The organism is Alkalihalophilus lindianensis (genome assembly GCF_032843265.1).
GTDB classification, from domain to species: domain Bacteria; phylum Bacillota; class Bacilli; order Bacillales; family Bacillaceae_D; genus Alkalihalophilus; species Alkalihalophilus lindianensis.
In genome coordinates this window covers 462,311-474,895 of the sequence record NZ_JAWJBA010000004.1, presented here as the reverse complement: position 1 = coordinate 474,895, position 12,585 = coordinate 462,311, and the positions used below count along the sequence as shown (strand labels likewise).

At 35.1% G+C, this 12,585-nt stretch carries 11 protein-coding genes; 1 reads left to right on the top strand and 10 read right to left on the bottom strand.

From position 1 onward, the window contains the following. Positions 1–456 precede the first annotated feature (456 nt). The 4 genes from RYX56_RS14945 to RYX56_RS14930 form a co-directional block, all read right to left on the bottom strand. Positions 457–807, bottom strand: a complete 351-nt coding sequence (locus RYX56_RS14945) for a DUF6568 family protein (protein WP_317122829.1) — start codon at positions 805–807, stop codon at positions 457–459. A 93-nt stretch (positions 808–900) separates the two neighbouring features. Next, positions 901–3,216 carry a bifunctional glutamate--cysteine ligase GshA/glutathione synthetase GshB gene (gene gshAB, locus RYX56_RS14940; RefSeq protein ID WP_317122828.1) on the bottom strand — a complete coding sequence of 772 codons (2,316 nt, stop codon included), beginning with the start codon at positions 3,214–3,216 and terminating at the stop codon, positions 901–903. A gap of 137 nt (positions 3,217–3,353) precedes the next feature. Further along, positions 3,354–4,187 (bottom strand): S-formylglutathione hydrolase, encoded by an 834-nt coding sequence (gene fghA, locus RYX56_RS14935; protein WP_317122854.1) that lies wholly within the window; start codon positions 4,185–4,187, stop codon positions 3,354–3,356. A 4-nt stretch (positions 4,188–4,191) separates the two neighbouring features. Further along, the gene (locus RYX56_RS14930; protein WP_317122827.1) at positions 4,192–5,307 is read right to left on the bottom strand and encodes an S-(hydroxymethyl)glutathione dehydrogenase/class III alcohol dehydrogenase; all 1,116 of its coding nucleotides are present in this window, start codon (positions 5,305–5,307) and stop codon (positions 4,192–4,194) included. Between the two features lie 122 nt (positions 5,308–5,429). On the opposite strand from RYX56_RS14930, the gene RYX56_RS14925 reads away from it, so the two are divergent. Next, positions 5,430–5,792, top strand: a complete 363-nt coding sequence (locus tag RYX56_RS14925; protein ID WP_317122826.1) for a winged helix-turn-helix transcriptional regulator — start codon at positions 5,430–5,432, stop codon at positions 5,790–5,792. A 397-nt stretch (positions 5,793–6,189) separates the two neighbouring features. Here the strand turns inward: RYX56_RS14925 and RYX56_RS14920 are convergent, their stop codons facing one another. The 6 genes from RYX56_RS14920 to RYX56_RS14895 form a co-directional block, all read right to left on the bottom strand. Then, positions 6,190–6,708, bottom strand: coding sequence for a DinB family protein (locus RYX56_RS14920; protein ID WP_317122825.1), 519 nt, complete (start codon positions 6,706–6,708; stop codon positions 6,190–6,192). A 399-nt stretch (positions 6,709–7,107) separates the two neighbouring features. Further along, the gene (locus RYX56_RS14915; RefSeq protein ID WP_317122824.1) at positions 7,108–7,872 is read right to left on the bottom strand and encodes a PAS domain S-box protein; all 765 of its coding nucleotides are present in this window, start codon (positions 7,870–7,872) and stop codon (positions 7,108–7,110) included. Between the two features lie 428 nt (positions 7,873–8,300). Then, complete coding sequence (locus RYX56_RS14910) at positions 8,301–10,124, bottom strand: serine hydrolase domain-containing protein (RefSeq protein ID WP_317122823.1); 1,824 nt, start codon at positions 10,122–10,124, stop codon at positions 8,301–8,303. A gap of 312 nt (positions 10,125–10,436) precedes the next feature. After that, on the bottom strand, positions 10,437–11,306 hold the full coding sequence (locus RYX56_RS14905) for an alpha/beta fold hydrolase (RefSeq protein ID WP_317122822.1): 870 nt from the start codon (positions 11,304–11,306) through the stop codon (positions 10,437–10,439). A 72-nt stretch (positions 11,307–11,378) separates the two neighbouring features. Then, positions 11,379–11,879 carry a hypothetical protein gene (locus RYX56_RS14900; protein WP_317122821.1) on the bottom strand — a complete coding sequence of 167 codons (501 nt, stop codon included), beginning with the start codon at positions 11,877–11,879 and terminating at the stop codon, positions 11,379–11,381. A gap of 24 nt (positions 11,880–11,903) precedes the next feature. Then, positions 11,904–12,485 (bottom strand): hypothetical protein, encoded by a 582-nt coding sequence (locus RYX56_RS14895; RefSeq protein WP_317122820.1) that lies wholly within the window; start codon positions 12,483–12,485, stop codon positions 11,904–11,906. Between the last annotated feature and the right edge of the window lie 100 nt (positions 12,486–12,585).

Below are 12,585 nucleotides of genomic sequence, written 5' to 3'. Positions count from 1 at the left end.
TAATTGATAGTAAATAAAACATAAAACATAAAATCTAATACCTGCTCTTAATACTTAACTCCTCTTGCATTCTCTCCCTTTTAAAAAGTCATTTCTAATTAACTTAGCACCACTGTCTAACCTCTTTATTTTAACATTAATTTCCTTTTCGGTGACAAACAAAAAAGCATCCCTTGTTGAAGGAATGCACCCGTTACTTTAAGTATTTTGTTTCACAAAGTTAGTACAAATAGATTTTTCTTTTATGTGCAGTATCGTTGTACTGCGCAATAAATAGATCTGTTGTTTTTTCGTCGTGCATATTCAATATTAACACCCTAAACAAAAAAGACGCGTTATGAGATAAACGTGCCCTTTAATTGAATAACACGATTGATCTATTTTCACATTAATATATGCCTTGGTCAAAAATGTTCCGAGCAAAATGTGGCAGACACTTGTCGCTTTGGAATTGAATTATTTATTCATAAAAGATTTGATTTCTTCTTCTGACATGAATGAATCGCATTTCACGGTTACTTTGTCGCCATTCGTATAGATGAAACCGGGAACCGTTGGAATATCATATTCATTACGGAAAGCCGTAATGCCTTCCATATCAGATTGTTCCACACTATTTACATAATAGATGTGAGTGTTCGTTTCTTCAGCAACCTTTTTTGATTTTTCGACGAATATTTGACAATAAGGACATACAGTCTTGCCAATATAGATAACGGCTTCACCTTCCCCTTTTATCAATTCCTGTGCTTTAGCCGAATCAATTTTATCAAAACCAACTACATTTTCTTCATAAGTGGCAATCATTACTCAATCCCCTCTCAATATTATTTTGACCATGCCCCTACTCAGAGCGAGGTTACCTCTGCTGAATAAATCACTTTATCGTCATTCAACAGCTTACCGTTGTGACCCGCTTTTGACTACTGGTACTCGTTTGACTGACTTTGATTCCTGACTTTGTAATAGTTCAGGGAATAAATAATGGATGATATGCATTGTTAACCGTCGGGATTTTCCTTTATATGGATAAATGTGCATATACATGGATGGATTAAAGTTCGCTTCAATAATTCCATAAGCGTTTTCATGATCTGCAGGAACCTCTGTATTTTCAATAATCAAATCAATTCCACAAATTTCCACCCCGAGTACAGATACCGCATCCACTGCTATTTTTTTATAATCATCAGGAATTTGATCGGTCACATCAATCGAATCTCCACCTGTACTAATATTAGAGTTTTCACGCAGATAGATGATTTCACCCTCTTGTGGGATCGAATCGATTCCATATCCTTGACCTTTAAGCATGAGGTTCTCTAATTCACCTAATTGGATATTTTCTAAAGGGGTTCGATGGTCTCTTCCTCTTACTGGGTCACGATTCTTTCGCATGACTAACTCTTCAATTGTATGTTTACCGTCACCTTGAACATTCGCAGGAATTCGTAATAAAACAGCATACACTTTATCATTTAACACAAAAAATCGATATTCCGTTCCATTGATAAATTCTTCTATTATTACAGATGAATCTTCTTTAAATGCTAGCGTGAGTGCCCTTTGATAATCCTCGTCATTTGCGCCATCTTTGAAGATCGATATTCCTAATCCATAGTTTGTTGTTTTCGGTTTCACAACAAAAGGTTTAGCGGAAAATAAATGATAGGATCGCAAAGCTTGATCGATGGTTTGAAACTCCTCACCCTTAGGCACTCGAAATCCATGTTGATGAAGAATTTTCTTTGTTACTGTTTTATTTTCCATAATTAAAGTTGAAACATAATTGTCTTTACTTGTCATATTCCCATTCTTCACATATTCAACATGATCTTTTAATTTCAGCTTCAAAAATTGATCTTGTCGATCCAAAATTTCTACTTGGATTCCTTGTTGAATTGCATCAAACATGAAAATCTGAGTGGACAACTCCATATCAGTAAAACCTGCTAATTGATATGGTTTATCCCATGATTTTTTATAATTTTGTTTTGCAATTGACGTAGCTACTTGACTTTGACTGCTTTTTTCACTTTCTATATAAAGTCTACCAGCTAAAGTCTTACTTGGATTCATTAGCATTTCTCTCAGATAAACAAATAATGTATCTGAAATAGGCAAATCTAAGAGGTTTACTAAATGTTCCATCTCATCAATCATCGTTTTAGCTTCTCTTTCAAATTGTGTGTGCGCTAACGGATGCTCAAGAGCCACTATTTCATTGTAAAAATCACCCATTTCTCCCCATTCATCATAATGTCCTTCATCTTTCCATAATAAATAAAGTAAGAAAAGATGGAGAAATTCTCCTTGTTCATAACTAATTCCATATGTTTCAAAGGGATTTAAATCGATATTGCGCACTTCAATATACTGAACACCGTGATCTTCTAAATCTGAAAAATGATGCCCACCTCTTAATCGAATAGGTGCATAAAGTTCCTTTTCTTCTGATAGAAGCCCTCTTTTAACCATCAAAGAAAGATCTGATAGATAGTTCTGGATACTACTATACGAAACTTTAACCTCATCAGAATTGACATAACCGTATTTACTGCCTCTAATGCTTCTTACGGCTCCATTCAAAGAATGATATTCAAAAAAATTCTTTTCACTAATAGGAGAAGCCCCATAAAAATAAGTCATTAACCATCGGTTGTGTAAATAATTTCTTGTTACCTTTAAATAAATCTCCGCTTTAAACTGTTGGTAATCTTTTATCTCCGATTGTAAGCTAAATAACGCTTGGATCAACTCTTCACCAAATTCAAAGTTGAAATGAATTCCGCTAACCATTTGTTTGCGACGGCCATAAGATTGCGATAAAGTTTGACGATATCGGAATTTCTTAATATTTTCCAGTTTTGCAATCGCAATATCTTCTTCTTTTTCTGGTAGCTGTGGTGGCATGCTCAATGGCCATAGCATTTCATTCTCATCCATAGAACGATAAGCAACATCATGGATCGCTGCTAAGTAATGAAACAGATCCTCTAATGTTTCCATAACAGGTGTGATGAATTCCATTTGTGTTTCTGAAAAATCTCGTTGAATATATGGGTGATCATCTTTTAATGTAATGCTCTTAGGATGATCTGTTTTAGCTAAATTCCCCGACAAGTCCACTCGATGACTTTCTTTTTCAATCCCATAACGGGCTTTTAATAAATATGATTTCACACGATCATTAGCTAATATTTTTTTGAAATCCATAGTTGCTCTCCCCCCCCAATTAACCATTTATCGAATAAATTCCGGTTAAACACGACTAAATAAGTCATAAAACTATCCACATTGCAGCTCATGTGGATAGTTTTATTTTTCATTCTGTATTTTTCAAACTAATTGAATTATCTTAAGTGCTGCATATGAAATGAGAAATGGCCCTCTAAGAAAGTAGCAATAAAGAAATAGCTATGATCATAACCTTCAGCTTTCTTGTAATATACTTCTTGATTATTTTCCCGAGCATTCTTTAAAAAGCAAGTTTCGTCTAATTGATTTTGATAAAACTGATCTTCGGTTCCTTGCGTAATGAGAATAGGTGGAACGCTAGCTTCTTTGACCAATTCTGAAGCATCCCATTCGTTCCAAGTAGCTTGATCTTCACCTAAATACGTTGAGAAAGCCTTTATTCCCCATGGAACTTGACTAGGACTCAAAATAGGAGAAAAAGCAGAAATCGCTTTAAACCTTGTTGCATTTTTCATGCCAATCACTAAAGCTCCATGACCACCCATTGAGTGGCCCATGATGCTTTCTTCTCCTGAAAAATGAGGCACCAAAGTTGACGCAATAGTTGTTAATTCATCTACGATATACGTATACATGTGATAATGCTTTGCCCACGGATATTGTGTCGAATTTAAATAAAAACCTGCACCTTTTCCAAGATCCCATCCGTCATCATCCGCCACATGTTCTCCACGTGGTGAAGTATCTGGAATCATAACGGCCACTTGATATTTTTCTGCCAATCGTTGAAATCCACTTTTTTGACTAAAATTATCATCTGTACATGTTAAACCAGACAGCCACCAAATAAGAGGAATTTTTTTCTTTTCTTTATTTGATGGCAAGTAGATACTAAAGGTCATCTCGCATTTTAAAACTTCTGAGTAATGAGTATATTTACATTGTTCTCCGCCGAAAGAGCGATGTTTTTCAATAAGTTTAAGACTCATTTTCTCACTCTCCATATGTTAACATTGTACGAATTGACTCACCTTTATGAAGCAAATCAAATGCCTCATTGATGTCTGTAAAGTTTAATTGGTTTGTGATAAACGAATCGATATCGATTTCACCATTCATATAATCTTTAACCATTCCTGGAAGCTCCGTTCTTCCTTTCACGCCGCCAAAGGCAGAACCACGCCATACTCGACCCGTTACTAATTGGAATGGACGAGTATGAATCTCTTTACCTGCGCCTGCTACACCGATAATCACACTTTCACCCCAACCTTTATGACAACATTCAAGAGCAGACCTCATTACTTCAACATTTCCAATACACTCGAAGCTATAATCTACTCCTCCATCTGTCATTTCAACAATGACTTCTTGAATTGGTTTATCAAATTTAGAAGGATTTATAAAATCAGTTGCGCCCATTTTTTTAGCCAATTCAAACTTATCTTCATTTAAGTCTATCGCAATAATTCGGCTTGCTTTTGCTTGAACCAATCCTTGAATCACAGCTAACCCGATCGCTCCTAGACCAAATACGGCTGTCACAGCTCCTTCTTCTACTTTGGCTGTTTTGTGTACAGCGCCAATTCCTGTAGTCACACCGCATCCAAATAGACCAACTTTATCAAGCGGCGCTTCTGGATCAATTTTTGCTAAAGAGACTTCAGAAACAACTGTATACTCACTAAATGTACTTGTTCCCATGTAATGATAAATCGGCTCTCCATTATAAGAGAAACGAGTCGTTCCATCAGGCATTAAACCTTTACCTTGAGTTTCTCGTACGGCACTACATAAGTTTGTTTTACCAGAACGACAAAATTTACATTCTCCACATTCAGCCGTGTATAGTGGAATCACATGGTCCCCCGGTTTTACTGAAGTGACTTCATCTCCTACAGCAACAACTACCCCAGCACCTTCATGACCTAATACAGCAGGAAATACGCCTTCTGGGTCATCACCTGATAATGTAAAAGCATCGGTATGACAGACTGAAGTATAGAGAATTTTCACTAATACCTCTTTTGCTTTTGGCTCTTCTACATCGATTTCTACAATTTGAAGCGGTTCCCCTGGTTTAAATGCAACAGCAGCTCTACTTTTCAAATGAATCCCTTCCTTCTCTTGTTTTCTCATTTACATTTTCATAATCACACATTATAATTGTTCGGACAATACTGACATTTCTGTCACTATAAAAATAACAACAGAGAAAGGGATAATAATATATGGAAATCTCCTATAAAGAAAAAACGTTTTTCACTAGCAAAGATTTGGCTTTATCGGTAATAGGCGGGCGCTGGAAAATAGCGATTATATGGTGTCTGCTCCAACAATCTCCATTAAGGTTAAGTGAAATACAAAAATACCTTCCCAATGTTAATCAACGTATGCTAATTAGACAATTAAGGGAATTAGAAGAAGATCAAATCATTACTAGAATTGTATACCCGGTTGTACCTCCTAAAGTGGAGTATCAACTAAGTGAAGTTGGTTTACTTCTAGAACCCGTTGTCACTTCCATCTGTGATTGGGGAGATCATTTCAAAACATTTTTGGAGGAAAATTCGGATAAAACATCAGTTGAATAACAAGCTGCACAAATGGTTCTGAAAATGAAAGCGTTTCGTGGCTTCTTGAATGTTCCCAAACGATATTTGGAATCTGTCATTTGAGGAGTTATTTTTCACGATAAGTAAATATAAAAAAGTCCAATTTCTCAGTAAAATTGAGAAATTGGACTTTTATCGTTACTCCTGAAATGCCAGATTGTTGATACCTACCTCCGATAAATAAAACCTCTTTAATAAAGTACATTCTTTTATAAACGAAATTATTTGTTGCGCAGTATGTGTCTACTACGTATGAAGAAATAACGTTTTACTTTTTCCATAAACCTGCCCTTTAGATTAACATTAATTTCCTTTTTATTGACAAAGCAAAAAGCATCCCTTGTTAAAGGAATGCTACCCTTTAGTTGAGCAAGATTTACCTTTTTTTCAATAGTCTCTTAATTGTTCTGATCTGGCCACGATGATTAATTTCATCCTCCATAACGTGAAACCATAAATAGTAATTATTATAAGAGACACCATTACCCCATTTACTCTCTTCAAATAACCAAATATCATTTACCGATTTCAAATGCGTTAGTGTATTTCCTCTAACTTGTGATAATGATTCTAGATAATAATCAATAGAATGATTCCTAATCCCCTCTCTTGCTTTATCTCCCAACTCTAAAGCAGTTCCCCACTTTATGTATTCATCATTTGTTAAATCTCTGTTTTCAAACGAGATAATCTGATGAACATACTCTATAGATGCAATATGTGATAAAAGAGAACCAATTGAATTTGAACTACCATCTGCTAAATAATCCAACTCTCTTGGATTCAAAGTAGATATTTCACTTAACGTAACTTCTCTAGAGTGCTCAAGCATACATACAAGTTCCCCGACTTTTTCGGTAAAGTTTTCTTTTGTAGTTATTCTATAATCCATCACCAATCTACCTCCTCTTAATTTGTATGTACAACACTACCAATAAAATGGAAAAACAAAGACTGATAATTCGTTAAATTATATGGTTTAATTTAATTACCAATATAGAAAAGGCAACCTGATTTTATCAGTGTTGCCTTTTTGCAGTATCCTTCTTGTCAGTATCCTGCTTCGTTAACACAAGAAGCAAATGCTCTTATTGAACACTCGCATCCGTTACTTTGAGTACATTATTTCACAAAGCCATTAATGAACATAAAATCTACCTAAGCTTGTATTGAGAAGTAAACCCCATTTTCTCGAATGAGGGACTCTTATAGTTCTATTAGCTTACCAATTAACTCCTTATAAACTTTGAAAGTGTTCAGCTAATTGAGGGGGGTGCCGTAAGGCTAAATGCATCTAAGACCTCGTATTATTTACCCCTAAAAAGGATAAGGCATCCTTAACATTTGAAAAAGTAATTATGCTTTTTAAGTTGATGCCAAGTTTAACTGCATCTATAGCTAATTGTGGTCTTACCCCAGTCAACATGCACTCTACCCCAAGTAATTTTAGTACACTCTTAATTTCAGAAAGAAATTCAATAACTAAATTATTTATATTATAAATTCCTGAACAATCTATAATCAAACAACTTACCTTTTGTTCTTGAACATTGACTGGCACAAATTCTAAGAGTAGATTTACCCTATCCTTATTTATTGCTCCTAACAAAGGAAGTATAGCAATGCCTTCTATAAGTGGTACTATTCTAGACGCTAGCTCATTTATTTGTATATTCATTTCATATTGTACTTTTTCTTGTTGTTTTCTCTCTGTGATGTCTTTTACATAAGTCTGAATGGCTTTTGTTTCCCCAATCTTGATAGGGTGACAATATAACTCAACATCAACTGGGGTCCCATCCATTCTATATATAGTTTCCTCAATAAGCTCTGCTGGTTCACTATAAGCCCCCAATATTCTTTGTGTAATTGCAGGTTTAGAGGTATCCTTAAAGATATCTAACGGACTTGCCCCAATTACCCCATCCCTTGAAGCTCTAAAAAATTTTTCTGCTGCTTCATTTATATAAATTATCTTTAGTTGCGAATGAACAATTAACGGCTCCAGTGCATATTCAATTACTTCTTTATAATTAATACCTTCAATATTCTCACTCATTATTATCACTCCCTTAAGAAAGCGTATTTCATATTATTGGTGTTTGCATGGAGAATCACTACTCCAACTATAGTAAACGCATATAAAAATGGAGAAATAGCTATACCAAATCCACCTTCACTTTGAAGATAATCTACATTTTCTTATTCATCTTATAGATTAGGCTGATAAGATCTTGTTTTTAGATATCCCATTCCGATCGTGCCAATTAAATAAACCAAATGAATAATGACTGACGCTATACATGCTTGAACGACTACTTTCATTTAACACACCTTCCCGCAAATTCACCACACAATTCTTAAACAATCAATATTTAGCAACAGTAAAAAAATTTCTTGATTACTATTCACAGCATCCCCCATGTAAATCCCTCATTTCCTAATCTAATCTAATTTATCGATGCTAATACGTAAAAAAATTCCAATCTAATAATAAAACTCCCAATACAAAATGTTTGCACATAAAATAACCGTAAAAACAATTGTCATCATCCAAATTCGTTTTTCACGTGTGCCTAGGCGTTGTTTTTTTATTTTAACACTTAGAAATCCACTATTAACAAGAGCGATAATTACATAGATAAGATTGAAAGTTAAAAGTGGTTTAAGGGTGGCATAACTGACCATTGATACTGTCTGATAGCCTATCCAAAGAACGTTCATAACCATCAGTAGATTTAAAACATGTTGACTAAAAAGGAATAGATGCAGGTGTTTTTTAGTCCATATCCTTCTTAAAGAAGTGACGATCACATAGATGAAAGAAAACAGGATAGCTACTACTGCTAGAATCATTCCTCCCCACTCTATGAGATGTTTATAATAAGGAACGTAAAGTAAATCTGAATAGGTATTCGATAACACGTTTTTCAATTGTGGATGCTTTGAATACACATCTAGACTGTACAAGCTAGAACCATCCTCTGTTTTGTAAATGCCTGGTTCTAGCTGGGAATAATGGAAGTCGTTCATGATTACATGATGTGATCCACTTTGGGCCGTTTTACCCCTTAGTAATAATCCATACACCTTACTAAATCCAGAGCTGGGCAACCGAGCCGGCTCATACATACCACTCCATTGGGATGAATTTTCCAACTTGACGTCTTTTTTCACATGTTCATATTCACCAAAAATGATTTCAGGTATTCCTGATGTGAACGTACTTTCATCTTTCATGTTGGTCAACACTATAACTCCGATACCTTCTTTTCGATCAACATAAATAGAGGAGCTAAAGGCCTTCGAATTCCCACCGTGACCATACACATGCTGACTTTTCGAAGGTAAATAAAATAAACCGTTTGCGACCCTTGGGATCGTGGTTTCCGGATAATATAATGTTGGTTCAAACATGCTATCAATCGTATTTTTCTCGTTAAATAAAAGGGCTCCATCTTCAGCTAATAACGCTTGTAATACCTTTTGTAGATCTGTAGCTGTTCCCATAGCACTACCTATCGGATACATGGGAATCGAGTAAAAATTAGGTTCAATTAATTGCATTCCATTCGAATACCCCTGCACCTTTCCCCTCTGTTCTCTCACCCATTTGTTATCATCTAGATAAGGATCTATTGACGTTTTTGTCATGTGAAGGGGCTCAAAAATATTCTTCCGTACGTATTCCCGGTAGTCTAGACCACTAACTTCTTCAACTATGTAAGCAGCAAGACCACTTCCATAATTTGAATAAGCCACAATATCACCAGGAGGAAATCTTTGCTTAATATCTGCTTCTTCAAGTACTTCTCTTAATATGTATTTTTCGGTTGAACGATGAATCATTAAATCTGTATAACTGTCATCAAATCCCGCTGTATGATTCATTAAGTGCCGCATTGTGATTGGATCCTCAAATGTTTTTTTGGAGCGGAAATCATTTGGCAAGTACGTTTCGATATCCGTTTCTAAATCAAGCCTTCCTTCCTCTACCAATTGTAAAACACTAATCCAAATCAGAACTTTAGAAACAGAACCCCATTCAAAAACAGTATCTTCTTTAATCAGAATTTCTTTTTCTCTATCTGCATAACCTTCCATTTTGTAAATGACTTCATCTTCGTCTATCACAATGGCTGCTAAACCAGCGATCTCTTTCTTATGTTCTTTTAGATAATCCTCTACTTTATTTTCTGAAAAGATAGGTTCATTTGCAGAAAACGTTGATGGAGGATGATATCCAAATAAAATCCAGAGTAATAGAAAACAAATGAACGACTTAAAAACCTTACAATCGTGATTATTCACTGTGTTTCAGACCCCTTTTTATCAATTGAAAGATCGGTACATTTTATAACGCGAGTAAAAATCCCCTCTTTTATAAGGTTAAAGCACTCCCAAATAACCATTAGAAAGGCAACCTCCCTTTACAGGTAATGACCATAATAGTTATGAGAAAGATACACAAATGTTGAATCAGCTAACCCGCTCGTGAGTGCAATAATAAGTGAGTTGGCCTTATTAAATCAACGCACCCGTTAATTTAAGTTCATATTTTCACAATCACTATGTATTACATCCCATTAATAATCGATTTTAATAATTGGTCAGATTCAAGCATTACAAAAATGTATTTTGAGATTTAAGGAACTTAATAAGATTTTCATCAGTTTCTTTTGCTGATTTACCTAGCCAAATTAGATGTCCCCATGTGTCAAGTAGACATAATTCAGAAACAGGTATGTTTTTACGAGCAAAATATGGATGCTCTAACGGTACAGAACCATCATGTTTACTGTGCATAATAAGAGTTGGACAACTTATAGCCTGTAAATTTTCAGTAGATACCTCATTTATCTGTACTAAATCGATAAAAAAACCATATCCTGAGCGTTGTCGATTATTCATTTTTCTTATTGCATCAACATCCTCCTTACTTAGCATCCCCTTTGCTTCTTTATATGTTAATTTACTAAAGGAAGGAAACATTTGGTTAAAGATAAATCGTGGAAATAGATTATTTATAGATGATATTAATTTCCATGTGTATTTTTCTGTTTTTGGACGAAATAATACCCTGGCAGCTTTGAATTCTTTATCCTTAGGAGTAAGCCATTCTTTCGTAACAGCAGATTGTAATGTAAGCGAGCAAACCATTTCTGGATATTTAGAAGCAAAATATATACCACTAGGACCTCCTGCGGATATTGCAACAAGGTGGACTTTTTTTATATTTAAATGATTTAGTAACTTCATATAATACTCACAAGTAGTAGATAGACTTTCTCCTATTTCTTTCGATGTACCTCCATATCCTGCTCTTGAAGGAGTAATTATAGAAAACCCATTCTCTAATAATGCTTTATACCCAAACTCTTCATTACAATTTGAATGTCCTCCGTGCATGACAAATATAGGTTCACCGTCACCAATAATAGAATATTCTAGAGTTAACCCATTTGTAGAAAATTTCTCTATTCTTCTATCCATTAAACAACCTCCTTTTTTACACAACAAAAGCCTTTTTAGGAAATTCTTTGGGCGGGCTTAAGCTTTCTTATATTAGATCTTATAAAACGTATTCAAGTCGACCAGCTTTCTTTGAAGGGAAACGACCTCTGATTGGAATAATGTGAATGAACCCTTCTTAATCAATGTCATAAACTCTTCAGCAGCTTGAAGCAGTGAATCGATCGCTTGTTCTTTTGGTAAATCCCAGCTCTCTAAGCACGTTTGATCATGCAGGATAGAAAGAATGAGTCGAGTATCTTTTAAATATAAGTGAAATGTTAGAGGCTGATAGAGGTAGTCAATTGAGTATTGTCCTGTTGCTTTCAACTTTTCTAACCCATCGATTATACTGAGCCAGAAATGATCGACACTGTCTTGATATCGTTTACCGAGAATCAATTGTTCATTGTGCTTAATTTCTATATAACCAGGAAATACAGGTTGATGTTTTATTTCGTTTACCTTACTCTGTGTCAGTTGTGATAACTCAACGGCTTCTGTTTTCTTTGACTTAGAATTGTCTAAGATAAAGTAGGTTTGAACCTTAACCATTCTCATTCCTCCCGTTAATATCCATTAGTACATTCTCTCCCCAAGTCCCCAACCGCTTGGATACATGGTGATTACTTTTCCTCCTTTAATAACAAGACGAACTTGCTGGCTGGTTCCACTGATTGTACCGTAGACGACAGTACCGTTGCTAGTAAAGCCATTATTGGCAATTTGTGTACGGTTTTGACTAATAATCTGAGAAATTAAGGATTCATAGAAGGAAATTGAATGTCCAGGGTTAAAGAATGATTGAACGGTTGTAGGGTTACCAATGAAATGTTCTGGTGCGTGCCTTGCTAAAATATGGGTGATGCCATATGTGGAACATGAACCGAAATCCAGTTGAACACTTCTGTGATCAACTGGATAAGAAGCAATCAGTTGAGAAGAAGTAGTGTTAGGTAATCTAAAATGTCCTTGAGAAGCATTATTTACCTGTCCACATGATTTATGAGTAAATGTCTGCCCAGTATGTTTATATTCAATATGATTTTGATAGATATTCCAGTCGTAAGTAGAGGCCTCCACGTGAGGGAAAGTAGAGAAAAAAGCAAATGCTGCTAATACAATAATAAAGTGAAACTTAGATTTTAATAAATGAATCATGAGATTCCTCCTTTAATTATGATGTTATGGTCCCCACCATGCTTGTTTATTGACAAGCCAGCCAGAACCTGACGTAGTAAATACAATGGAACCGTTCATA